At 63.2% G+C, this 24,486-nt stretch carries 17 protein-coding genes; 8 read left to right on the top strand and 9 right to left on the bottom strand.

Annotation, left to right across the window (positions count from 1 at the left end; translation table 11 throughout):
• A complete protein-coding gene (mnmC, locus tag ACWHXT_RS13315) occupies nucleotides 1–2,007 on the bottom strand; it encodes a bifunctional tRNA (5-methylaminomethyl-2-thiouridine)(34)-methyltransferase MnmD/FAD-dependent 5-carboxymethylaminomethyl-2-thiouridine(34) oxidoreductase MnmC (protein WP_447956193.1) in 2,007 nt (668 codons plus the stop codon).
• A gap of 164 nt (nucleotides 2,008–2,171) precedes the next feature.
• Nucleotides 2,172–2,471 (bottom strand): YciI family protein, encoded by a 300-nt coding sequence (locus tag ACWHXT_RS13310; protein WP_447926748.1) that lies wholly within the window; start codon nucleotides 2,469–2,471, stop codon nucleotides 2,172–2,174.
• Between the two features lie 236 nt (nucleotides 2,472–2,707).
• On the opposite strand from ACWHXT_RS13310, the gene ACWHXT_RS13305 reads away from it, so the two are divergent.
• Together ACWHXT_RS13305 and ACWHXT_RS13300 are read left to right on the top strand one after the other, a co-directional pair.
• The gene (locus ACWHXT_RS13305) at nucleotides 2,708–3,640 is read left to right on the top strand and encodes a PHP domain-containing protein (protein ID WP_447958048.1); all 933 of its coding nucleotides are present in this window, start codon (nucleotides 2,708–2,710) and stop codon (nucleotides 3,638–3,640) included.
• A gap of 82 nt (nucleotides 3,641–3,722) precedes the next feature.
• Complete coding sequence (locus tag ACWHXT_RS13300) at nucleotides 3,723–4,346, top strand: L-threonylcarbamoyladenylate synthase (RefSeq protein WP_447926747.1); 624 nt, start codon at nucleotides 3,723–3,725, stop codon at nucleotides 4,344–4,346.
• A gap of 32 nt (nucleotides 4,347–4,378) precedes the next feature.
• Here the strand turns inward: ACWHXT_RS13300 and ACWHXT_RS13295 are convergent, their stop codons facing one another.
• Together ACWHXT_RS13295 and ACWHXT_RS13290 are read right to left on the bottom strand one after the other, a co-directional pair.
• The gene (locus ACWHXT_RS13295) at nucleotides 4,379–5,359 is read right to left on the bottom strand and encodes an ion transporter (protein WP_447956192.1); all 981 of its coding nucleotides are present in this window, start codon (nucleotides 5,357–5,359) and stop codon (nucleotides 4,379–4,381) included.
• A 27-nt stretch (nucleotides 5,360–5,386) separates the two neighbouring features.
• Nucleotides 5,387–6,265 (bottom strand): CYTH domain-containing protein, encoded by an 879-nt coding sequence (locus ACWHXT_RS13290; protein WP_447956191.1) that lies wholly within the window; start codon nucleotides 6,263–6,265, stop codon nucleotides 5,387–5,389.
• A 137-nt stretch (nucleotides 6,266–6,402) separates the two neighbouring features.
• Between ACWHXT_RS13290 and ACWHXT_RS13285 the strand changes: the two genes are divergently transcribed.
• From ACWHXT_RS13285 to ACWHXT_RS13260, 6 genes are all read left to right on the top strand, one after another.
• The gene (locus ACWHXT_RS13285) at nucleotides 6,403–7,083 is read left to right on the top strand and encodes a TIGR00153 family protein (RefSeq protein ID WP_447956190.1); all 681 of its coding nucleotides are present in this window, start codon (nucleotides 6,403–6,405) and stop codon (nucleotides 7,081–7,083) included.
• A 9-nt stretch (nucleotides 7,084–7,092) separates the two neighbouring features.
• On the top strand, nucleotides 7,093–8,358 hold the full coding sequence (locus ACWHXT_RS13280) for an inorganic phosphate transporter (protein ID WP_447926743.1): 1,266 nt from the start codon (nucleotides 7,093–7,095) through the stop codon (nucleotides 8,356–8,358).
• A gap of 150 nt (nucleotides 8,359–8,508) precedes the next feature.
• Nucleotides 8,509–9,822, top strand: a complete 1,314-nt coding sequence (argA, locus tag ACWHXT_RS13275; RefSeq protein WP_447956189.1) for an amino-acid N-acetyltransferase — start codon at nucleotides 8,509–8,511, stop codon at nucleotides 9,820–9,822.
• Between the two features lie 98 nt (nucleotides 9,823–9,920).
• Nucleotides 9,921–12,113 carry an OsmC domain/YcaO domain-containing protein gene (locus ACWHXT_RS13270; protein WP_447956188.1) on the top strand — a complete coding sequence of 731 codons (2,193 nt, stop codon included), beginning with the start codon at nucleotides 9,921–9,923 and terminating at the stop codon, nucleotides 12,111–12,113.
• 25 nt (nucleotides 12,114–12,138) lie between these two features.
• Nucleotides 12,139–13,320 (top strand): serine hydrolase domain-containing protein, encoded by a 1,182-nt coding sequence (locus ACWHXT_RS13265; RefSeq protein ID WP_447956187.1) that lies wholly within the window; start codon nucleotides 12,139–12,141, stop codon nucleotides 13,318–13,320.
• Between the two features lie 83 nt (nucleotides 13,321–13,403).
• Nucleotides 13,404–13,997 (top strand): GNAT family N-acetyltransferase, encoded by a 594-nt coding sequence (locus ACWHXT_RS13260; RefSeq protein ID WP_447956186.1) that lies wholly within the window; start codon nucleotides 13,404–13,406, stop codon nucleotides 13,995–13,997.
• Nucleotides 13,998–14,058: 61 nt separating this feature from the next.
• Here ACWHXT_RS13260 and glgB read toward each other — a convergent pair whose 3' ends face one another.
• From glgB to ACWHXT_RS13235, 5 genes are all read right to left on the bottom strand, one after another.
• The gene (gene glgB, locus ACWHXT_RS13255; protein ID WP_447956185.1) at nucleotides 14,059–16,293 is read right to left on the bottom strand and encodes a 1,4-alpha-glucan branching protein GlgB; all 2,235 of its coding nucleotides are present in this window, start codon (nucleotides 16,291–16,293) and stop codon (nucleotides 14,059–14,061) included.
• Nucleotides 16,286–19,630: a maltose alpha-D-glucosyltransferase gene (gene treS, locus ACWHXT_RS13250; RefSeq protein ID WP_447956184.1), complete on the bottom strand. Its 3,345-nt coding sequence runs from the start codon at nucleotides 19,628–19,630 to the stop codon at nucleotides 16,286–16,288. The genes glgB and treS overlap by 8 nt, the downstream gene beginning before the upstream one ends.
• A 65-nt stretch (nucleotides 19,631–19,695) precedes the next feature.
• The gene (locus ACWHXT_RS13245) at nucleotides 19,696–21,702 is read right to left on the bottom strand and encodes an alpha-1,4-glucan--maltose-1-phosphate maltosyltransferase (protein ID WP_447956183.1); all 2,007 of its coding nucleotides are present in this window, start codon (nucleotides 21,700–21,702) and stop codon (nucleotides 19,696–19,698) included.
• A gap of 38 nt (nucleotides 21,703–21,740) precedes the next feature.
• Complete coding sequence (gene glgX / locus ACWHXT_RS13240; protein ID WP_447956182.1) at nucleotides 21,741–23,936, bottom strand: glycogen debranching protein GlgX; 2,196 nt, start codon at nucleotides 23,934–23,936, stop codon at nucleotides 21,741–21,743.
• A gap of 74 nt (nucleotides 23,937–24,010) precedes the next feature.
• On the bottom strand, nucleotides 24,011–24,484 hold the full coding sequence (locus ACWHXT_RS13235) for a DUF2934 domain-containing protein (RefSeq protein WP_447956181.1): 474 nt from the start codon (nucleotides 24,482–24,484) through the stop codon (nucleotides 24,011–24,013).
• Nucleotides 24,485–24,486 lie beyond the last annotated feature (2 nt).

The raw sequence follows: 24,486 nt of genomic DNA, 5'->3' as shown, positions 1-24,486 counted from the left end.
TCACGCGGACTGGGCGCGGATCAGCTCGCTGATCAGTCGCCTTCCCGGGTGTAGATGATCGACGAGCGTATACTCCAGCGGCCGCGGCTCATCGCACATGCTCGAGGCGATCACCTCGGCGCAAAGCGGCGTGCTTGCAAGCCCACGGCTGCCGTGGGCGGCGGTGATCCAAAGCCCCGGGTGGTGGGCACCGGGAATTGGCGCTACGCGGCAGGCGTCCTTGGTGAGCGCGGCGTAGTCGCGGCGCCACTGCTCGAACACCGGCACGGGCCCGGCGTAGGGGGTTTTGTCCGGGCTCGCCGCGCGTACCGCCGCGCGCCCGGTAAGGCGTTCCGGCGTAAGCGGTCCGCTCATTCGTTCGAGTTCATCGACCCACTCGGGCAGGGCCGCGCGTAGCTCATCGATATTGCGCTGGTGATCCGCCAGGCGAATGTCGCGCTCGCCGTCGTTGGGGATGAAACTCGCCCCGAAGGTGAGCACGCCGTCCGCCGGCGGGCAGAGGTAGCCGCCGGCGCACACCACCCGCGTCGGCGCGTTGACGCCGTCGGGCAGCGCCAACGAACTCACCTGGCCACGCACCTGCTGAAAGGGAAGTGTGCGGGTTTGTTCCAGTGCATTGGCCAGGTGGGCGTTGGCGATGACCACCTGGTCGGCCTCGACGCTCGTGGCGTTATCGAGGGCAAGCTGCCAGCCGCCGGGGGTCGGGGTCAGCGCCGTGACCTGGGCCTGGCGGTACTCGATACCCGGGTGCGCCAGTAGCGCCTGACAAAGCGCTGCAGGGCGTACCCAGCCCGCCTGCGGGTAAACCAGGGCGTGCTCGACGCTGCCCGGCACGTCCGTAAGTCCTGCTAGAGGCCCCTCGTGCGCCTTCACCACCGCCTCGCCCAGCGGGTGGCGCTTCAAAAAGCGCCGCTGGCGGCCCGCTTCCTTGTCGCTTTGCGCAATCTGCACCACGCCACAGGGCGCCCAAAACGCGTCGTTTTTGGGCAGCCCGCCCAACCAGCGCGCGCTGTACAAAAGCCCGGCTAAATAAAAACGGCTCTGGTCGTTGGTCTCGGCGGCGAGTTTGACGTAAAGCGCGCCCTGGCGGTTACCCGAGCCGCCAGCGCCGGGCGCCTCGGTCTCGTATACCGTCACCTCCACCCCGCGCCGGGCAAGTGCTGCCGCGACGCTCGTTCCGGCAAGCCCTGCGCCAATCACCGCGACCCGCTCGGCTTTTTGTACCGCGGGCGGGGTAAACCAGGGCGTCGCGGCGCGGCGGTTATCCACCGGGGGGGAGGCGATCTCACCGGCCAGCATCTCGCGCTTACGCCCAAAGCCTGGCACCTTTCTGATCGTAAACCCGGCGGCCTTCAGCCCGCGCTTGACGATGCCGGCGCAGGTAAAAGTGGCAAAGGTCGCGTTGGGGCGCGAGCGCGCCGCCATGGCCTCGAAAAGCGCGGGTTGCCACATTGCCTCGTTTTTCGATGGGGCGAAGCCGTCGAGAAACCAGGCGTCGACCTGGCCATCCAGCAGCGCCAGCCGCTCGGTGGTGTCGCCAAAGTGCAGGTCGAGGGTGACGCGCTCAGACAGGTGCAGCCGGTGGATACCGCTGACCGGCTCGGGCCACTGGGCGCAAAGCACCTTTGCGTGGCGCGCAAGCGAGGGCCAGGCGCTTAGCGCCCGCTCGAGCGCCTCGCGCTCGAGCGGGTACATTTCTGTGGATAACAGATGAAGCCGAGCATTGGGGGCGGCGTGTTCTTCGAAGCAGGCCCAGGCGCAGAGCATGTTGAGCCCGGTGCCAAAGCCGGTTTCGCCGATCACGAAGGGACGACCCGGCGCCCAGCAAGCGAAGCGCTCCGGCAGGCGGTTGGCGTTCAAAAAGACATGCTCGGTCTCGGCGCGGCCATCCTCGCGAGAGAAGTAGACGTCGTCAAAGCGCGTGGAGTGCGGGGCGGCGTCGTCCCAGGTGAGCTGGGGAGCGGTTAACGCTTTTAGGGGTGGTAGAGCAGGGTGGCGCTGGGTCACACGGGTATCCGTTGTCGGGGCGTAGGGGAAAGCGATTAAAAAATGACCAATTTGTTAATACGGGCGTTATCTCTCGCTTTAAGAAAAGCGTCCGCCATGTTTTCACAGAGTTTTCCACAGCCTCTGTGCAAAACCCGGCGTTGCCGCATAGCTGCCTTTGAAAATCAAGGTAATACTTTTTTGAAAGGCTTCACCGTCACGGTAGCGTAGACGCCGGCATCCACGTAGGGGTCTTGATCCGCCCAGGTTTGGGCATCGTCGAGGCTTTCGAACTCGGCAACGACCAGGCTTCCGCTAAAGCCGGTATCCCCCGGGGTTTCGCTGTCGATGGACGGGTGGGGGCCGGCCAGTACCAAACGCCCCTCGTCGCGCAGCGCTTCCAGGCGGGCAAGGTGGTCCGGGCGCGCCGTCAGGCGCTTTTCCAGACTCTCGGACACGTCTTGACTGATAATGGCATATAGCATGGGGCTTCCTTGGACGTAAGCGAATGGGCTGGTTTTCGACCAGGCCTTGATGGATGGGCCCGTTGACCGGGCGGGGCCAAGCGCTCACTATAGCGCGCTTGTAAGCCGCGAACGGGGCACGGCGGCGGGTCGTATGACCGCTGCGCGCCGTGTAACATGCGCTGTGTGAACGCTGCACACGTACTTATACGTGAAGCGCCCCTATTCTGACAAACTCCCCCTGCGACGTCATGCCTATGCCTCGACTGCCCGTCACCGTGCTGCCCACTACCTTCGATGCCGATCACCGCTACCCGGTCGATTTGCACATGCACTCCACCGCCTCCGACGGGGCGCTATCGCCCTCCGAGCTGGTGGCGCTGTGCGCAAGTCGCGGGCTCTCCTTCATGTCGCTGACCGACCACGACACCATGGACGGGGTCGACGAGGCCGCCCGCGCCGCCGAGCGTGAAGGCCTCTGCCTGGTCGCGGGTTGCGAGCTTTCCACCCGCTGGCAGGGCATCAATATTCACGTGGTAGCGCTGATGCCCGGCGGCGTTCAGGGGCCGCTGGTCGAGGGGCTCGAATTTCAGCGCCGGGCGCGCATCAAGCGCGCCGAGGTGATCGCCGAGCGCCTCGAAAAGCTTGGCCTGCGTGACGCCCTGGCCAAGGCCCAGGCCCAGGCCGGAAGCGACCGGCCGCTGGGACGGCCGGACTTTGCCCGGGCGCTGGTGGCCGAGGGCCTGGCGCCGGACTGGGCCGGAGCGTTCAAGCGCTACCTGGGCAGCGGCAAAAAGGGCGACGTCAAAGCGCACTGGCCAGAGATTGGTGAAGCGGTGGAGTGGGTCGTGGCCTCCGGTGGCGTGGCGGCGATCGCCCACCCGCTGCGTTACGGGCTGACCCGGCGCAAGCGCGGCCAGTTGATGGATACGTTTACCGCCGCCGGCGGGCAGGCCGTGGAGCTGGTCAGCGGCCAACAGAACCCGGACAGCACCCGGGATCTGGCCCGCCAGCTCGACGAGCGTGGACTTTACGCCTCGCTCGGCAGCGATTTTCACTTTCCCGGCAGCCACTCTGCCCCCGGCAGCATGAGCGAAATTCCGCGTACCGCGGCGCTACCCATCTGGCAGCACCCCCGGCTTGTCCACATGCACCAGGCGCCCGGCGGGCTGCTCGGCGCAAGCCAGTAGCGTCATCCAGAGCGTAAGGCCTCACTAACCGCTATGCTTGAGGTAGGCCCATCCGGGCATTTCAACAGCCAAGGAGCGAGTAATGAGTCAGTACTTTCAGATACATCCGGAAAATCCGCAAAAGCGCTTGATCGACCAGGCGGTCGAGATCATTCGAAAAGGCGGCGTCGTTGCCTACCCGACGGACTCCGGGTATGCGCTGGGTTGTCACCTGGGCGAGAAAAAGGCGATCGAGAAGATCAAGTGGCTGCGCTCGCTCGATGACAAGCATAATTTTACGCTGATGTGCTCGGATCTCTCCGAGATAGGCACCTACGCCAAGGTGGATAACGCGGTGTTTCGCCTTCTAAAGGCGCACACGCCCGGCCCCTACACCTATATTCTGGAAGCCACCACCGAGGTGCCCCGGCTTTTGCTGCATCCCAAACGACGCTCGATCGGCGTGCGCGTGCCGGATCACCAGATCACCCACGCGCTGCTCGAGGCGCTTGGTGAGCCCATGATGAGCGTAACGCTCATTCCGGTGGACGAAGCGCTCCCGCTGAACGAGCCCGAGGAGATTCGTGAGCGCTACAGTGCCCACCTGGATTTGATCATCGATGGCGGGGCCTGCCACCTGGACCCGACCAGCGTGATCGACCTGCGCGAGCTGCCACCGAAGATCGTGCGGGAAGGGCGCGGCGACACGACCCCCTTTGAAAGCTAGGGTCGGTCGGCCCTGACGAGGGGCGCCGAGCGTTAGGTCCCGGCGCCGTCCTCGTCCCCGTCTCCATTTTCATCTCCATTGCTATCCTTTGCTGGCTCATCGCCCTCACGGTCAGCGTCCTGATGCGCCTTGTCCTTTTTGCGCTTTTTCTCCTCTTTTTCCTCGCGGGGGTCCTCGCTGAATTCGTCGAGCCAGGTGCCGCAGCGCAGACAATAACGGGCGCGCTTTTCGTGGCGGTCGTGGCCGCAGCCCGGGCAGGCCTCTTCCGAGTAGCGGTCCTCACGAATCGAGCGGATCACCTGGGCGGAGAACACCCCGGTGGGCACGGCGATCACCGAGTAGCCGATCAGCATCAAAATCATGGTGATCGTCTTACCCACCGGGGTGACCGGCACGATGTCGCCGTAGCCCACCGTGGTCATGCTCACGATGGCCCAGTACATCGCGATCGGAATGCTGGTAAAACCCGCCTCTTCGGATTCGATGGTGTACATCAGCGCGGCGAAGAGCGTGACCACCATCAGGATGCTGCTGAAAAACAAAAGGATCTGGCGCAGGCTGCGGTGCAGCGCCTCCAAGAGCATACGCCCCTCGCCGACGAACTCCATCAGTCGCAGAATACGGAAAATCCGCAGCACCCGTAAAAGCCGCACGATGACCAGCGCGTGGGCGCCGGGCACCAATAGCACAAGCCAAGTGGGCAAAATGGCGACCAAATCCACTATGCCGTAAAAGCTCTTGATATAGACCGTTGGGCGTTCCAGACAGTAAAGGCGCACCAAAAGCTCGATGCTAAAGGCGGCGGTGAAGCACCACTCCATGTAGAGGAAGATATCGCCATAGCGCTGGGCGTAACCCTCGACGCTGCCGAGCAAAATCACCGAGACGCTCATCAGGATCATGACGATCAGCACCAGGTCGAAGGCCTTGGCGGCGGGCGTGTCGGATTCGAAAATAATGTGGAAAAGCTGCGAGCGGATGCCTTCCGGTCCCGGCGCGAGATGAAAACTCATGGCGATATCCTTAAGTAACGAGCCCGCTTAGCTTAGCGCGCTTTCAAGGGCCAGGCGATGCGCCAGACTCAGCGCGTTATAGCCAAACGTAATGCTGGGCACGTTGGGATCGAGCGCCCGGTAAAGCGCCGCGGCGGTCGGGCGAAGCGTCTCGTCCAGGTCCTTGTGATCGGCCAGGGTTTTGTAGGCGTGCGCGGCGCTTTCGAAATGCTGGCTTTGCCCGCTGTCCTTGTAGGCGTCCAGGGCAACGGTGGCGCGGTGAAGCCACTCGCCGGGCGTTTCGGCTTCGGGGAGCGACCACTGCCCGTGGCCCAACGCATTGCCCCGGGCGGCCTTGCTCGAATCGCTCGGGCGAAGCGCGGTTTGAGCCGAAAGCGACAGCGCCAGCGACCAAAGCGCTGAGGGCGAGCCCGCCTTGAGTTCGAGCTCGACTTCGCAAATGGTGGCGCCGGCGCCGTTGCACTCGATTTGGCCTTCATCGAGCACCAGCTCGATGCGGCTATCGCTCCAGTCGATCAACCAGCTGCGCCGGTCGAAGTCGGTACTCAAGCTCGGTGTCAGCGCAGAAAGCGCCTCGCCCAGTGGGCCTTCGAAAGGGGGAAGGGCCGCAAGCGCCTGGGTATCCAGCCCGTTTTCCACGGCCATCTCCCACTCGTTGCGCGTCGAGAGCCCGCCACCACCGTGGCCCTTGGTTTTCACCGTTTGAAGGGTTTGGGTATCACTCTGGCGAAGCCGCAACGCGATCCCGGCGCCAGCCAAATCCCCTTTGGGGGTATCGAAGTAGGTATTCTTGAGCTTTTTTTTCACCGGCTCCTGGGAAAGGGCCGGAAAGCTTAGAAGGGCATCGATGGACGCCGCAGGCAGCGCTAGCTTAAGCTCGACTTCAAGCGGGGCGTGATTTTCCATGACAATAGCTACCTTGCTTTTGTGAACATTGCGTTAAATTTTGACGTCTTTTATGAACTTTTCATGACGGGGGCGGGCGCACTCTTTATACTGGCGCCGCCATTTTCAGGCTTTCCACACTCAGGATGAAAGGCACTATGGTTACCTCCAATCCTTTTTCCGCCATGTTTGGCCGCTCGCCATTCCAGCCGCTTTTGGCCCATATCGTTAAAGCCAACGAGTGCGCCGACCAACTGTTGCCCTTTTTCGAGGCCTCGCTTGTCGGTGACTGGGAAACGGCCGCCACCCTTCGCGAAAAGGTTACCTGCCTCGAGCACGACGCGGATACGTTGAAAACCGAGCTGCGGCTCAACCTGCCCAACACCATGTTCCTGCCGGTCTCGCGCTCGGATCTACTCGATCTGATCAGCGTGCAGGATAAGATCGCCAACAAGGTGCGTGACATTACCGGCATTATGCTGGGACGTAAAATGCGCGTGCCCGACGAGCTGGCCACGCCCATGCGTGACTACATGATGACCAGCGTTGCCTGCGTGGCCCAGGCACGCCAGGCCCTCGAAGAGCTCAAGGAGCTTTTGGAGTCCGGCTTTGGGCGCAACGTGTCGGATGTAATGCACACCATGATTCGTGAGCTGCATACCCTGGAACACCAGGCGGACGATCAGCAGGTGGCGATCCGTCGCCAGCTTTTCGAGCTCGAAAGCCAGCTTCCCCCGGTCGATGTGATCTTTCTCTACAAGATCATCGAGTGGGTGGGCGAAGTATCGGACCGCGCGGAACGCGTGGGTAGCCGACTGCAGATTTTGACCGCGCGTTAAGGGGACCGCATGCAGATTATTGCCCAATATGGCGATGTATTTATCATTCTCGCCTGTGTTTTTGGCTTTTTCATGGCCTGGGGGGTCGGTGCCAACGATGTCGCCAATGCCATGGGAACCTCGGTGGGGTCCAAGGCGATCACCATCAAGCAGGCCATCATCATCGCCGTGATTTTCGAGTTTTTGGGCGCCTGGCTTGCCGGTGGTGAGGTGACCTCCACCATTCGCGGCGGCATCATCGACCCGAACCTTTTGGAGGCGAATCCGCAGTTTTTGGTTTACGGCATGCTCTCGGCGCTTTTGGCCGCGGGTATCTGGCTAATGGTCGCCTCGGCCCGGGGCTGGCCGGTCTCCACCACCCACTCGATCGTCGGCGCGATCGTCGGCTTCGCCGCGGTGGGCCTGGGGGTGGACGCAGTGGCCTGGGGCAAGGTGGGCCAGATCGCCTCGAGCTGGGTGGTCTCGCCGCTTTTGGCCGGTACCATCGGCTATGTGCTGTTCAAGTCCGTTCATCACCTGATTTTTGAAAACAGCGACCCCTTCACCGCGGCCAAACGCTACGTGCCAGGCTACGTGTTTTTGGTCGGCTTTATCGTCGCCATGGTGACGCTCACCAAGGGGCTTTCCCACGTGGGGCTCGATTTGAGCTTTAGCCAAAGCCTGCTGCTTTCGATTCTGATCGGCGCGCTGATCATGGGCCTGGGGGTCTTGATGCAGCGACGCATCAAGTTCGAGCAAAGTGCCAGCGACCACTTCGGCTACGCCAACGTCGAGCGGGTGTTCGGCGTGCTGATGATCTTTACCGCCTGCGCCATGGCCTTCGCCCATGGCTCCAACGACGTGGCCAACGCGGTGGGTCCGCTTGCCGCGGTGATCAGCGTGGTCAGAAGCCAGGGCGTGATCGACAGCGCCGCGCTGGTGCCCTGGTGGGTGCTGGTACTCGGCGGCGGCGGCATCGTGTTTGGCCTGGTGACCTACGGCCACCGGGTGATCGCAACCGTGGGGACCGGTATTACCGAGCTCACCCCGAGCCGCGGCTTTGCGGCAACACTTGCCGCGGCGAGTACCGTGGTACTGGCCTCCGCCACCGGTCTTCCCATCTCGACCACCCATACGCTGGTGGGCGCGGTGCTCGGCGTGGGCCTGGCCCGCGGTATGGCCGCCCTCAACCTGCGCGTTATCGGCACCATCGTGATCTCCTGGCTCATCACGCTGCCCGCCGGTGCGGGTTTGGCCATATTGTTCTTCTTCACGTTCAAGGGCATGTTCGGCTAAAAGGGCCCCACCCTCTAGCGCGGCACCGTTTTGCCTATCTTGCCCTGCGGCAAGATAGGCAAAACGGTGCCGCGCTTTTTGGGCTCTGGTAAAGTAAGTCCTTTGTCGTGACGCAAGCTTCCCATTCACCTGCTGCCGGAGAGCGGCCCCTTGGATACACGCTTCCCCTTTGTCGACTGGTTCCGCAACGCCTCGCCCTACATCAACGCTCACCGAGGGCGAACCTTCGTTATCCTGGTCGAAGGCGATGCCATGGCCTCCAGTCGCGGCGAGCAGCTGATCCAGGACCTGGCGCTTTTGCACACTCTTGGCGTTCGGCTGGTGGTGGTGTTCGGTGTGCGCCCCCAGGTGCAAAAGGCGCTGAGAGAGAGCGGCATCGAGCCGGTGCACGTGGGCGGGCGCTGGGTCGCCGACCGCGCGGTGATGGCCCAGGTGGAGCAGGTGGCGTCGCACCAGCGGCTTTGGCTGGAGGCGCGCTTGTCGCTTGGTTTGCCAAGCTCGCCGCTGCACGGCGTGGAACTGAGCGTGGTATCCGGCAACCTGGTCACCGCCAAGCCCCTGGGCGTGCGCGAGGGCGTGGATTTCGATCACAGCGGCGAGGTGCGCCGGGTGCGCGGCGGGGCCATCGAGGAGCTTTTGGCCCAAGGGTCGCTGGTGTTGTTGCCGCCGCTGGGGTTTTCCAGCACCGGCGAGGTGTTCGACCTGGACGCCTCGGAAATCGCCCAGCACGCCGCGGTCGCGCTCAATGCCGACAAACTGATTTTATTGGGCGACTCCGAAGGGCTCAAGGACGAGCAGGGCGGCCTTTTGCGCCAGTTAAGCCCGGACGAGGCCGCGCCGCGCTTCGAGAGCGCCGCGCCGGGAAGCGAGCTTGCCCGCCATTTGAGCGCGGCGTGCAGCGCAGCGCGCAAGGGCGTGGCGCGCACCCACCTGCTCTGCTGGCACGACCAGGACGCGTTGCTGGGCGAGCTCTTCACCCGGGATGGCGTGGGCACGATGATTACCGAACAGCACTACGAGCAACTGCGCCCGGCGACGCTTAACGACGTGGGGGGGCTTTTAGAGCTTTTGGAACCGCTTGAGCGGCGCGGCATGCTGGTGGCGCGCTCCCGCGAGCGCCTCGAGCACGAGATCGACGACTACCAGGTGATCGAGCGCGACGGCATGGTGATCGGCTGCGCGGCGCTGCACGTCTTTGCCGATGCGGCGATTGGCGAGCTGGCCTGCGTGGCGGTGCACGAAAACTACCGCGGCGGCGAGCGCGGCGAGCGGCTGGTCGAAGCCGCCGAGCAGCGCGCGCGCCGGCGTCTGCTGGCCTCGATTTTCGTGCTCACCACGCATACCGCCCACTGGTTCGTCGAGCGCGGCTTTCAGAGCGCAAGCCTCGAGGATCTGCCGCCGCTCAAGCGCGACGCCTACAACCACGCCCGCAAATCCAAGGTGCTGATCAAAACACTCACTTAACGCAGGCAAGACGGGGCGGACGAAAAACTGGATAATGGGCGCCATCGCCCAGCCTCGTAAATCGAGTAGGGCACACTCATTGATTCGGACGTCCCCCCATGGAAATCAAAGTTAACTACCTCGATAACCTGCGCCTCGAGGCGAAGTTCGACGACTTTAGCGTCGTCTCCGACCAGCCCATTCGCTACAAGGGGGACGGCTCCGCCCCGGGGCCGTTCGATTACTTTCTGGCCTCGTCCGCCATGTGCGCGGCGTATTTCGTGAAGGTGTACTGCAACGCGCGCAATATCCCCACTGACAACATTCGCCTGTCTCAGAACAACATCGTCGACCCGGAGAACCGCTACAAGCAGATCTTCAAGATCCAGGTCGAGCTTCCCGAGGATATCTCCGAAAAAGACCGCGAGGGCATGCTGCGCTCCATCGACCGCTGCACGGTGAAAAAGGTCGTGCAGACTGGCCCGGAGTTTCAAATCGAGGTGGTCGAGAACATCGACGAGGACGCCCAGGCCCTGCTGATGGGCGCCCCTGAAGGCGGCGAGACGTTCATCGAAGGCAAGGATGCGCCGCTGGAGCAGACCATTGCCCGCATGAGCGGCATTCTCAGTGATCTCGGCATGAAGATCGAGATCGCCTCCTGGCGCAACATCGTGCCCCACGTTTGGTCGCTGCACATTCGCGACGCCGCCGCGCCCATGTGCTTCACCAATGGCAAGGGCGCGACCAAAGAGAGCGCACTCTGCTCGGCGCTTGGTGAGTTCATCGAGCGTTTGTCGTGCAACTTCTTCTACAACGACCAGTTCTTCGGCGAAGAGATCGCGGGCAGCGAGTTCGTCCACTACCCCAATGAAAAGTGGTTCCAGCCGGGCCCGGACGACACGCTACCCGAGGAGATCCTCGACGCGCATACCCTGGCGATCTACAACCCGGAAGGCGAGCTTGCCGGCTCGCACCTTTATGACACCAACTCCGGACGCGTGGATCGCGGCATCGTCTCCTTGCCCTTTACACGTCAAAGCGACGGCGAGACGGTCTATTTCCCGTCGAATTTGATCGAGAACCTGTTTTTAAGCAACGGCATGAGCGCGGGCAACACCCTAGCGGAAGCCCAGGTGCAGTGTCTTTCCGAGATTTTCGAGCGAGCGGTCAAGCGCGACATTCTGGAGCAGGAACTGGCACTGCCGGACGTGCCGCAAGAGGTAATCGCGAAGTACCCGGGCATCAAGGAAGGCATCGCCGCACTCGAAGCCCAGGGCTTCCCGGTGCTGGTCAAGGATGCCTCGATGGGCGGCCAGTTCCCGGTAATGTGCGTCACATTGATGAACCCGCGCACCGGCGGCGTGTTCGCTTCTTTCGGCGCGCACCCGCGCTTCGAGGTGGCGCTGGAGCGAAGCTTGACCGAACTTCTGCAGGGCCGCAGTTTCGAAGGCCTGAATGATCTGCCGCTGCCGACCTTCAACTCCCAGACCGTGGCCGAGCCCAACAACTTCGTCGAGCACTTCATCGACTCCGTGGGCGTGGTGTCCTGGCGCTTTTTCAGCGCCCAGTCGAACTTCGAGTTCGTCGAGTGGGACTTTTCTGAGGGCGGCAGCAAAACCTCGCAACAGGAGGCCGACACGCTTCTCGCTATCTTTGCCGAGCTCGACGCCGAAGTCTACATGGCGGTGCACGAAGATTTGGGCGCGCCGGTGTGTCGTATTCTGGTGCCGGGCTACTCCGAGGTGTACCCGATCGAGGATCTCATCTGGGACAACACCAACAAGGCGCTGGACTACCGCGAGGACATCCTCAACCTGCACCGCCTGGATGACGCGCAGCTGACGGATCTGGTCGAGCGTCTGGAAGAGAGCCAGATGGACGATCACGCCGATATCATCACGCTGATCGGCATCGAGTTCGACGAGAACACGGTCTGGGGCCAGCTCACTATTTTAGAGCTCAAGCTTTTGATCTTTTTGGCGCTGGGCCGCTTTGAAGAGGCGCTGGACTGCGTGGAGATGTTCCAGCAGTACAACGACAACACCGTCGAGCGCGGGCTCTTCTATCAGGCCCTCAACGCCGTGCTCGAAATCGAGCTCGACGACGAGCTGGAACGCGACAACTACCTGCCCAATCTGACCCGCATGTTCGGCGAAGAGACCATGGCGGCGGTGGTTGGGTCGATAACCGGCGATGTACGCTTTTATGGCCTCACGCCGACCAACCTGCAGCTCGACGGTCTCGAGCGCCACCAGCGCCTGATCGAAAGCTACAAGAAACTTCACGCCGCCCGCGCGCGTCGGGCCTCTTGAACCTTATTCACTGACCGGAAATGCCATGACACCGATGAGCCTGACTTCAATCGCTGCCGCCCTGACGCTGGTCTCCGGCGCGAGCTTCGCCCAAAGCGCCGAGCAGAGCCAAAGCGAGGTGCGAAAGCTCTACAGCGGCCAAATGATGCCCGATGAGCAGGTAGAGCTTTCGCGCCATATCGACCGGCTATTCCCGACCCGTACGGTGAAGGCGGCAAGCTCCCCGCATCAGTTCGGCCAGCGCGACGCCTCGTTAGAGAACTTCTCGCTGACCCATGAAGGCGTCACCTACGATATTTATGACTTCATGGCGCTCAACCGGGTGAGCGGCCTGATGGCGGTGCACGACAACGACGTGGTGTTCGAACAGTACGCCCTGGGCAACAGCGCCGAGACGGCCTGGATGTCGATGTCGATCGCCAAGTCGATCTCCTCGACGCTGATCGGCGCCGCCCTCAAGGATGGCCATATCGAAAGCCTCGATGACGCGGTCAGTACCTACGTGCCCGAACTCGTCGGCAGTGTCTACGACGATGTCAGCGTCGAGCATATTCTGCTCATGGCCTCCGGGGTGGCCTGGGATGAAACCTACGCCGACCCGAACTCGGAGCGGCGCCACATGCTCGAGCTACAGCTCGAACAGCGCCCCGGTGCACTGCTGGATTTCATGGGCGGTTTAGAGCGGGCGGGGCCGCCCGGCGAGGTGTGGAACTACAGCACCGGCGAAACCCAGCTGCTCTCGGCGATCATCAACGGCGCGGTGGGTAAAAGCGCCTCCGAATATCTGTCCGAGAAAATCTGGGCCGATTACGGCATGGAGACGGATGCCAAGTGGTGGCTCGATAGCGAAGACGGCCAGGAAATTGGCGGCAGTGGGCTTTTGATCACGCTTGCCGACTACGCTCGCTTTGGCCAGTTCGTGCTGGATGAATATAACGCGCCCAACGTGCTGCCCGAAGGCTGGGTCGCAGAGTCGGCACGGCCCCATGAGATCGGCGGTGAAGAGATTGAATACGGCTACTCCTGGTGGCCGGAAGGCGAGGGCGCGTTTTCGGCGGTGGGGATATTTGGCCAGTGGATCTTCATCGACCCGGACAACGACATGGTGATCAGTATGACCAGCGCCCAGCCCAAGGCGGAAGCCATGGAAATCGTACCGATCACCGAATTCTTCCACGCGCTGAGCGATCATCTGGCCGGCGAGTAGAGTAATCTGGTTGCAACGCCTGGCCCGCTGGGCGAGGCGCAAGCCAGGTAGTTCAACCCACCCGTTCATCCCAAGGAGGCTCCATGTTCATCAAGGAGCAGCAGTTGGAAGGCCAGCACATCGTGCTCGAGCCACTCAATGCCGGTCATATCGAAGGGCTTGCGCGCGCGGTCAGCGACGGCGAGGCCTGGAAACTCTGGTACGCAAGCGTGCCCCACCCGGACGATATGGCCGCCTTTGTGGAGCGCGGGATGGACGCGGCGGCGGCGGGCAACCTCGCCTACGCCGTGCGCCATATTGCCAGCGGTGACATCGTCGGCACCACGCGGTTCTACGAGGTCGATGCCGCCAACCGCCGGGCGATGCTGGGCTACACCTGGTACGCCCAAAGCGTGCGGCGTACGCCGGTGAATACCGAATGCAAGTTGTTGATGCTGGCCAACCTGTTCGAGGCATCGAATGCGGTGGCCGCGGAGTTTCGCACCCACTTTTTCAACCACGCCTCCCGCGCGGCCATCGAGCGTCTGGGCGCCAAGCAGGACGGCATTTTGAGATCCCACCAGATCATGCCGGATGGCTCGCTGCGCGACACCGTGGTCTACTCGATCATCGCCGCCGAGTGGCTGGCGGTGCGCCGCCATCTCGAAAGCAAGCTGGCGCACTTCGCGCCGGCGTAACGAATCGGCCCCGAGCTGGCTTTATCCGCCCAACGAGGCCTTTATCGGGCCAAGCGCGATTTTAGATGCGAACGCGCTCAGACCCTGCCGGACTCAGTACCAGTACCGAAAGCGGCGGCAGGGTGAGTGCAAGGCTCGCGCTCTGGCCGTGCAGCGGCGCATCATCGGCAACGATATGGCCCAGGTTGCCCAGGTTGGAGCCGCCGTAGCACTCGGCGTCGCTGTTGAGCCGCTCTTCCCAGCGACCCGCGACCGGCACGCCCAAACGATAGCCGTGGTGGGGGACGGGGGTCATGTTGGCCACCACCAGCACCGGCTCGCCGCCGGCGCTGGTGCGAAGCCAGGCGAAGACGCTATGGGTCTCGTCGTTGCTCATCACCCAGGTGAAGCCGCGCGGCTCGCTGTCCTGCTCGTGAAGGGCGGGGAGCGTCGCGTAGAGGCGGTTGAGATCGCCCACCAGGCGATGAATGCCGGCGTGTCGTGGCTCATCCAGCAGTGCCCAATCCAGCTCACGGTCGTGGCTCCACTCGCGCCACTGGCCGAACTCGCAGCCCATGAACAAAAGCTTCTTGCCCGGCTGCGACCACATGAGTGATAGATAGGCACGCAGGTTGGCGAACTGTTGCCACTCGTCGCCGGGCATCTTGCCGATCAGCGAGCCCTTGCCGTGCACCACTTCGTCGTGGGAAATCGGCAGCACGTAGTGCTCGGAGAACGCGTACACCATGGGAAAGGTCATCTCATGATGGGCGTGAGAGCGATAGATCGGATCCTTGGCGATATAGGTCAGGGTGTCGTGCATCCAGCCCATGTTCCACTTGTAGGCAAACCCCAGCCCGCCTTCCGCAGTCGGCTGGGTCACCCCCGGCCAGGCGGTGGACTCTTCGGCGATCACGATGGTACCGGGCGCTTCTTCGCTGACCACATCGTTGAGATGGCGCAGGAAATCGATGGTTTCGAGATTCTCCTGGCCGCCGTGGCGGTTGGGGATCCACTCGCCTTCGTTGCGCGAGTAGTTGCGATAAAGCATGGAAGCCACCGCATCCACGCGCAGCGCATCGATATGAAAGTGCTTCAGCCAATGAAGCGCCGAGGCCAGCATGAAACCGTGCACTTCCCGCCGACCCAGGTTGTAGATGTAGGTGTTCCAGTCCTGATGAAACCCTTCAAAGGGGTGTTCGTACTCATACAGGGCGGTACCGTCAAAGCGTGCCAGGCCATGGGGGTCGGTGGGGAAGTGCGCCGGCACCCAGTCAAGAATCACGCCAAGCCCGGCACGGTGGCACGCATCGACGAAGTAGGCGAAGTCGGCGGGTGTGCCAAAGCGGGCGCTGGGGGCAAACTGGCCAAGCGGCTGGTAACCCCAGGAGCCGCCGAAAGGATGCTCCATGATGGGCAGCAGCTCGACGTGGGTAAAACCCAGCTCGAGCACGTAGGGGATCAGGTGCTCGGCCAAGTCCCGCCAGCTGTAAAGTTCGCCGTTGTCGCCACCGTGCTTGCGCCAGGAGGCGGCATGCACCTCATAAATACTCATGGGGGCAGAGGGCGCGTGCGCCTTTTCCCGCTTTTCGATCCACTCATCGTCATGCCAGGTAAACGGCGTGGTATCGGCGACCACCGAGGCGGTGGAGGGCGGGGCTTCGGTGGCCAGCGCCACCGGGTCCGCGCGCAGGCCAAGCGCGCCATGGGCCTCCAGAATCTCGTATTTGTACGCCTCCCCCGGGCCCAGGCGTGGAATGAACAGCTCCCACACCCCGGCTGGGTGGCGCAGGCGCATTGCGTGGCGCCGGCCATCCCAGCTGTTGAAGTGACCCACCACCGAGACCCGCCTTGCATTCGGCGCCCAGACGGCAAAGCGCACGCCCTGGATGTCCTCTACCGTCATGGGCTGGGCGCCCAGGCAGTGCCCCAGGTTGCGATGGTTGCCTTCGCCCAGCAGGTAAAGATCCGTCTCACCCAGGAGCAGGTCGAAGCTGTACGGATCCTCGGTGATCTGCTCGCCCTGGGGCCAGCGGATGTGCAACTGATAGGGCGCGGCGTGGGGCAGCCGCGCGGCGAACAGGCCGGGGATCTGCAGGCCCGTCAGGCAGCAGCGCACGCCGCCATCCCGGTCCAGCACATCCACCCCGACAGCGCCGGGCAGGTAGACCCGCAGGTATTCGCCCTGTTCGTCGGTATGCATCCCCAATACCGAAAAAGGATCGCGGTGGGTGCCTTCGACCAGGGCAGTGGCGTCGTCTTCACTCAGCCGCAGCGTGTCATCCAGCACGGGCCGGGTAGTCGTAACATCATTCATGGGGCTCTCCTGGGCTTAGCTGGTCAACAATGGCCGCCAGGCCGCGCAGCGGCACGCCAAGCCAGGTCGGGCGGTTAGCGGCTTCGTAGGCGATTTCGTAGGCAGTCTTTTCGAGCACGAACAGGTCAACGGCCGCCGCGGCGCCGTTGGCTTTCTGCCACGCGTGGGGAAGCTCCAGCGTGGCCTGCCAGTAGGCATTCAAGAACACCTGGCGCCCTTTAAGCAGATACTGCTCCACCACCTGATGACCCTTGCCGGCGCTGTCGGCTTCACTGTGGCCCCCCTGGGCCTCTTCGATCCTGGCGTAGGCGTAATCGAAGGAGCGCAGCATACCGGCCACATCGCGCAGCGGGCTGTCCTTGGCGCGGCGCTCTTCAAGCGGCCTTGCCGGCTCACCCTCGAAATCGATGATATAGGCATCGTCGTGGGCCACCAGTACCTGGCCAAGATGCAGGTCGCCATGGATACGGGTGACGAGGCTTCCCTCGGCAAGCGCGGCCATGTAGTCGATGGAAGAGAGGAGTTCGTCACGCTTGGCCAGAACGCTTGCGGCAAGCTGCTGGTCGGCAGCATCGGCGGCGCCCATGTGCCGTTCAAGCAGCGCCAGCGCTTCTTCGACGCGCTGCGTCACGCGCTCTTTCCAGTGTGTAACCTGGGCGGGCCCGGCTACTTCGCTGGCAAACGCCGGGTCATCGGTAGGCAGCGCCAGCACCCTATGCAGCTCGCCCAGGCGCTGGCCCAGGGTGGCGGCAAAGGCTTCCAGCTCATCGAACGCGCCGTAGCGCGCCTTGTCCTTCACGAGTTCATGGGACTGCTCGTCCGCCAGAGCCTCGCGAATCGCGCGTTCGAGGGTCGAGCGGGTCCATGACCACGCATCACCCTGGTTATCGATAAACCCTTGCACAATCATCAGGGTCTGCGGCGTGCCCTGCTCATCGACCTGGGTCACTTCCCCCAGTAGCGGGGCGGTGTTGATAAAGCCCCGCTCGGTCAGGTAACGGCCGATCTCGGCTTCCGGGTGAACGCCGGATTCCAGACGACGAAACAGCTTGAGCACCAGTTGATGGTTGATCACCACTGAGCTATTGGACTGCTCGGCGCCCTGCTGGGCAATCTCCGGGTGCTCGGGCAGCGAAAGCTCGACAAGCGCCGGCGTTGGCAGAAAGTGGATAGCGCCTCTCGCGCTTGGCAGCACCACGGACTGACGCAGGGCATCCAGAACGGCCAGGGTAAAGGCGTCCAGCGTCAGCGCATCGGTGAGCAAACCCACTTCATGGAAGCGGCGTACCCGCGCCATGGCAAGCTGTTGGGCAAGAGGACTGCTCTGCTCATCCTCAGCCAGAAACGCCAGCGGTAGCTGATAGCGCTCGCTGCCCTGGGCATGGGTGATCTCAAGCTCGCTGAGCAGCAGGGTATGGCCGCTGTGCGCAAGGCTTGCAAGCGCGTGCAGATGAATCGCCTCGACGCGCGCCTGCTTGGCCGCAAACCAGCGCCGCTTGGTCAGGTAGTGCGGCAAGGTCTCGCGCTCGAGCAACTGCCTTGAGGCGCCTTCGAAAATCTCCTCGAGACGCTTTTTGATGATCAGGGTGACGAAATCCGGCATCGGCGCGGGTACCGGCGTATGCCACTCGGGCATGGCGGTCGCCGGGGCCAGCAGGAACCAGAAGAAGCCGTAGGGTGGCAGTGTAAGCAGATAAGGCAGGCTGCCCACCGGCGGGAACGCACTGCCGCCGACCATCTCTACCGGCACTTGCCCTGCAAAAGCGGAAAGATCGAGCTCGACCGCCTGGGCGGTACTGGCCACGTTGGCCACGCACAGCAGGGTTTCGGACTCGCCGTTATCCAGGGTCATCTCGCGCAGGTAGGCGAGAATATGCCGGTTGGCCGGATAGAGCGGGCGCATGGCGCCGCGGCTGAAAGCCCGGTGCTGGCTGCGCACCGCCAGCAGGCGGCGCTGGTTGTTGAGCAGCGAGTGCGCATCGCGAGTCTGGGCCTCGACATTGACGGTTTGATAGCCGTAGAGCGGGTCCATGACCGGGGGAAGTACCAGTTGGGCCGGGTCGGCGCGGGAGAAGCCGCCGTTGCGGTCGACCGACCACTGCATCGGTGTGCGTACGCCGTCACGATCGCCCAGGTAGATATTGTCACCCATGCCGATCTCGTCGCCGTAATACAGCACCGGCGTACCCGGCATTGAAAGCAGCAAGCTGTTGAGCAGCTCAATGCGCCGCCGGTCACGTTGTAAAAGCGGTGCCAGGCGCCGCCGAATCCCCAGGTTGATACGCGCCCGGCGGTCAGAGGCGTAGTGATTCCACAGGTAGTCACGCTCCTTGTCGGTCACCATTTCAAGCGTTAGCTCGTCGTGGTTGCGCAAGAAAATCGCCCACTGACAGTTGGCCGGAATGTCCGGCGTCTGGCGCAGGATGTCGGTGATCGGGAAGCGATCCTCCTGGGCCAGCGCCATGTACATGCGCGGCATCAGCGGGAAGTGAAACGCCATGTGGCACTCGTCGCCATCGCCAAAATAAGGGCGGGTGTCCTCGGGCCACTGGTTGGCCTCGGCGAGCAGCATACGGTCCGGGTAGCGCTCGTCGAGCACCGCACGGATCTTCTTGAGCACCACGTGGGTTTCCGGAAGGTTTTCGTTATTGGTGCCTTCGCGCTCGACAAGATAAGGAATGGCATCCAAACGCAGGCCGTCGACCCCCAGGTCCAGCCAGTACGCCATGACCTTGAGAATCTCGTCGAGTACCACGGGGTTGTCGAAGTTGAGATCCGGCTGGTGGGAGTAGAAACGGTGCCAGAAGTAGGCGCCGGCCACCGGGTCCCAGGTCCAGTTGGAGGATTCGGTGTCCAGAAAGATGATGCGTGTGCCTTGGTAGGCTTGATCCGTGTCCGACCAGACGTAGAAGTCGCGCTCCGGCGAGCCGGCCGGGGCGTTGCGCGCACGCTGGAACCACTCGTGCTGGTCGGAAGTATGGTTGATGACCAGCTCGGTAATCACGCGCAGCCCGCGCTGGTGCGCCTGTTCGATGAAGCGCTTGGCATCGTCGAGGGTGCCGTAGTCGGGGCTGACGCCGGTATATTCGGCGATATCGTAGCCGTCGTCGCGCCGGGGCGACGGGTAGAACGGCAGTATCCAGATCGTGTTGACGCCCAGGCTTACGATATAGTCGAGCTTCTGGATCAGACCTTCAAAATCGCCGATGCCGTCGTCGTTGGCGTCAAAGAACGACTTGACGTGCACCTGATAGATCACGGCGTCCTTGTACCAGAGTGGGTCATCGAGGAAATCCATCGCCTCGACGGCGTGTGTTTCGCTACTGGCATCCATCATTGGCTTACCCTCTCCGCTGTCATCAATGTGTATAAATCAATAAGAAATCTCCGGCTTCCAGACGGCTAGTCCGCCGCACGGATGCGCCAGATGGCGAACGGCAGCACCGCTGGGTCGAGTCGAATCGACTGCCACTTGCCCTGCCAGGTCCAGCGCCGGCCGCTCATCAGGTCTTCGACATGAAGGGCGGCATCGTCGCTCAGGCCGAGTAACGCCAGCGGCAGTTCAAGGGCGCCCTCCTGAGACTCGAACGGGTCCAGATTGACGGCCACTAGAATGACGTTATCAAGCGCGTCGGTGTGCTTGCTGAAAAGCAGCACGCGGTCGTTAAGAACGCTATGAACCTCGAGGTTCAGGTGGGTATGCAGGGCCGGATTTTCGCGCCGAATCCGATTGAGCTGAGTAATCTCGTAGACGATATTGCCGGGCGCCTGGTAATCCCGTGGGCGAACCTCGTACTTCTCGGAATCGAGATACTCTTCCTTGCCGGGCACCGGGGCGCCTTCGCACAGCTCGAACCCTGAATACATGCCCCAAAGCCCCGAACCCATGGTGGCAAGCGCTGCACGCTGCAGAAAGCCAGGACGTCCGGACGACTGCAGGAAGTAGGGGTTGATATCCGGCGTATTGACGAAGAAGTTGGGGCGGTAACCGTCACGCTGCGGTGCTTCATTGAGCTCGGTGAAATATTCGGTCAGTTCGGCCTTGGTGTGACGCCAGGTAAAGTAGGTGTAGCTCTGGGTAAAACCGAGCTTGCCCAGGCGCAGCATCATGGTCGGGCGAGTAAAGGCTTCCGCCAGGAACATCACGTCGGGGTCGCGGGCGCGGATATCGGCGATCAGCCACTCCCAAAAGGGCAGCGGTTTGGTGTGCGGGTTATCGACGCGAAAGATCTTCACGCCTTCATCGACCCACGCCTGGACCACGTCACGCAGCTCGCGCCAAAGCCCGGGCACCGCGTCCTCGGCGTAGAAGTCGACGTTGACGATGTCCTGATACTTTTTGGGCGGGTTCTCGGCGTAGCGAATCGTGCCGTCGGGCCGCCAGGAGAACCAACCCGGATGCTCGGCAAGCCAGGGGTGATCCGGGGAGCACTGAATGGCAAAGTCGAGCGCGATCTCCAGGCCGTGTAGGCTCGCCGCGCGCACCAGTTCGCGGAAATCCTCACGGCTGCCAAGCTCCGGATGAATGGCCTCGTGGCCGCCCTCGTCGCTTCCGATTGCGTAGGGGCTGCCCGGATCCGTCGGCCCGGCCTCGAGGCTGTTGTTGGGCCCTTTACGATGCTTTCGCCCGATAGGATGAATGGGCGGGAAGTAGAGCACATCGAAGCCCATGTCGCGGATCAACGGCAAGCGCCGGTGCACGTCCTTGAACGTGCCGTGGCGGCCGGCATCCGACGTCTCCGAGCGTGGAAAAAGCTCGTACCAGCTGGCGAAGCGTGCCCGCAGGCGCTCCACCTCTATAGGGTAGTCGGCATGGGTGCGGGTCAGGTGGGGGCGCGGGTCGGCATCGTTCATCAGCCGCGCGGTATCGCGTTCGAGCAGCAGCGCCACCCGGGCGCCTTCGTCCGCCGCCTGGGCCAGCGCGTCCAGGCGCTGCTCGAGGGCTTGGCGTAGCGGAACGCTTGCCCGGGCGGCGGCGCGCTCGAGCAGCAGGCGGCCCTCCTTGAGCTCCAGGGCGATGGGCACGCCGGCGGCGTGCTTTTTGGAAAGCTCATAGCGGTAGGTGGCGAAAACGTCCCACCAGGCTTCGATATAAAAGACGTGGCGGCCTACCCGAGTGGGGGTGAAGTGGCCCTCCCAGCGGTCGAGCCCCAGGGGTTTGGCGAGCTGCATCGGGGCACGCTGCTCCTGGCCCTGATCGTCGACCCAGCCGATTTCGGCGGCCAGCACGTCGTGGCCGTCGGCAAAGATGGTCGCCGAGACGCGTACCGGCTCATCGACGGTGGCCTTGGCGGCGAAACGGCCATCCTCCAGGGCCGGGGCGACGGCCTCGATGGCGATGCGCGGTGCGTGAACGGCCCGGGACAGCGCATCGCTTTCGCGGGGGACGTCATGATGTATCGAAGCCATAGCGTAGCTCTCCTTGCTCAAAGGCATGTCGGATGGACCTAACGGCCAGGCGCGCGGGGGCCGGTGGCGCTGACGAGTTCCAGAAGCGCCAGCGAATGGCTGGCCAGGGCAAACGCCTCGTCGGGGGCGTCGAGTTCCAGATCATCCGGTCGGGCATTGTCCAGACGGCAGTGCCAGCGGCCCTGGGCTGGCTCGGGCAGGGTGAAACGCACGTCCTCATCGCCGGCGTTGAACAGCAGCAAAAGGGTGTCATCGGCCCCGGCCCGGCGGATACCGCTTGGCTGGGCGCGGCCGTCGAGCAGAAGCCCCAGCACGCGCAGGCTCGGGTCTTCCCAGCGCTCCACGCTCATCTCGTCGCCGTCCGCGGCAAGCCAGGTCACTTCCTTGAGACCGAGCTCCTCGTTGTACTCGCCGCTGAGAAAGCGGCCGCGACGTAGAATCGGGTAGCGAAGGCGAAGGGCACTCACTCGACGGACGTACTCGATCATGGCGTGGGCGTCGCCTTCGAGGTTCCAGTCGAGCCAGCTGATCTCGTTGTCCTGGCAGTAGGCGTTATTGTTGCCCTGTTGGGTGCGCAGCAGTTCGTCGCCGGCCAGCAGCATCGGCGTGCCCTGGGAAAACAGCGTCGTGGCGATCATGTTGCGGATTTGGCGCAGGCGCAGCGCCTTGATCTCGCTATCCTCGGTGGGACCTTCCTCGCCGTGGTTGAAGGAGATGTTGTGGCCGTGGCCATCCTGATTGTTTTCGCCGTTGGCGTCGTTGTGCTTGTCGTTGTAGGCCACCAGGTCGTACAGGGTGTAGCCATCGTGGGCGGTGACGAAATTCACCGAGGCGAACGGACGCCGCCCCCGGCGCTTGAAGATATCCGCCGAGCCCATCAGCCTGGCGGCAAGCTCTTGAAGCTGGCCTTCGTCGCCGCGCCAGAAGGCGCGCACGCAGTCGCGGTAACGGTCGTTCCACTCCGCCCAGCCCGGGGGAAAGCCGCCAACCTGATAGCCGCCGGGGCCGCAGTCCCAGGGCTCGGCGATCAGCTTCACCCGGCCGAGCACCGGGTCCTGGCGGCAGGCGTCTAGAAAGCCGCCGCCTTCGTCGAAGCCATGGGGCTCGCGGCCCAAAATCGTGGCCAGGTCGAAGCGAAAACCGTCCACGCGCATTTCGGTGGCCCAGTAGCGCAGCGAGTCGGTGACCATTTGCAGCACGCGCTGATGGCTCAGATTCAGGGTGTTGCCGGTACCGGTGTCGTCGATGTAGTAGCGCGACTCTTCCGGCATCAGCCGGTAGTAGGAGGCGTTATCGATCCCCTTGAGCGAAAGCGTCGGGCCGAGCTGGTTGCCTTCGGCGGTGTGGTTGTAGACCACATCGAGAATCACTTCCATGTCGGCGGCGTGGAAACGGGCCACCATCTCCTTGAACTCGTTGACACTCTCGCCGGAGAGATAGCGCGAGTGGGGGGCGAAGAACCCCAGGGTGTTGTAACCCCAGAAGTTGTGCAGCCCCTGCTCCTGCAGGCGCTGATCGTCGACGAAAGCATGGATGGGCAAAAGCTCGATCGATGAGACGCCCAGCGAACGGATGTAGCCCACTACGTCATTGACCATCAACCCGGCGAAGGTACCGCGCAGTGCCTCGGGCACGGCGGGGTGGCGCATGGTGTAGCCCCGCACGTGGGTCTCATAGACGATGGTGTGATCCCAGGGCAGCTGTACTTCTCGCGAGCGCCCCCAGGTGAAGGCCGGGTCGACCACTTTACAGCGGGGCATGAACGGGGCGCTGTCGCGCTCGTCGAAGCTCAGATCCGCGTCTTCGTGGCCGATGGTGTAGCCAAATAGCGCGTCATCCCACTGGATTTCGCCGACGATCTGCTTGGCGTAAGGGTCGAGCAAGAGCTTGTGATGGTTGAAGCGGTGGCCCTGTTGCGGCGCGTAGGGGCCATACACCCGATAGCCGTAAAGCAGACCCGGGCGCGCGTCCGGTAGATAGCCGTGCCATACCTCGTCGGTGTACTCGGGAAGCTCGATGCGCTCGATCTCGTGCTCGCCGCTGGCGTCGAACAGGCAAAGCTCTACCCGGGTGGCATGGGCGGAGAAAAGCGCGAAATTCACTCCCAGCCCATCCCAGGTCGCGCCCAGCGGAAAAGACCACCCTTCGTGCACGCGGGAGCGGCGTATCACGCTAGGCGATTCATCGGCGGCTACGGTGCTGTCGCCATCCCGCGGCGTCTGGCTTATCGTCATCGTCTTCATTCCTTGAGCCCTGGTGGCTCGCAGGGGGCGGCTTACACCGCCCCGGCCCAACACGGGGAAAGTGGCTATTTTTCAGTTTTAGGCGAGCGCTTACGCGGCGCCGCCTTTTTGGCCGGCGGTGTCGCTCCGGCTTTGTCACTCTGTTTGGCCCCGGCACTCACGCGCGAGCGCTCCGGGGCGGGCACTGGCTCGACGCCCGGGGCGTGGCCACGATCCTGAACCGGCAGGTCGTCGCTGACTTCGTTTAAGCGGGCCTCGTCCTGGGGGGAGATGGCATCGAAATCGTCTTCCGGCTCATCCAGCGGCAGACGACTTTCTTCGATGCCGCGCTCGTCTTCCTCCAGGGGCAGGTCCTCTTCCATGATCGGCGGCTCGTCCAGGGGGGCGAGCAGCTCGTCCTGGGCATCGCTTTCGGCGTGTTGTTCGGCGGCGACGATCTTTCGCGCCCGCTCCCAGTGCTGTTGTTGCTGGCCCTCCGGGCGTCCTTCGGCTTCCCAGATGCTGTAGGCCAGTTGCCGGACACGTTCTTCATCGATCATTT

This window comes from Vreelandella halophytica (genome assembly GCF_968193635.1).
The sequence above is the reverse complement of the archived record's forward strand: the minus strand, read 5'-3'. Positions and strand labels throughout refer to the sequence as shown.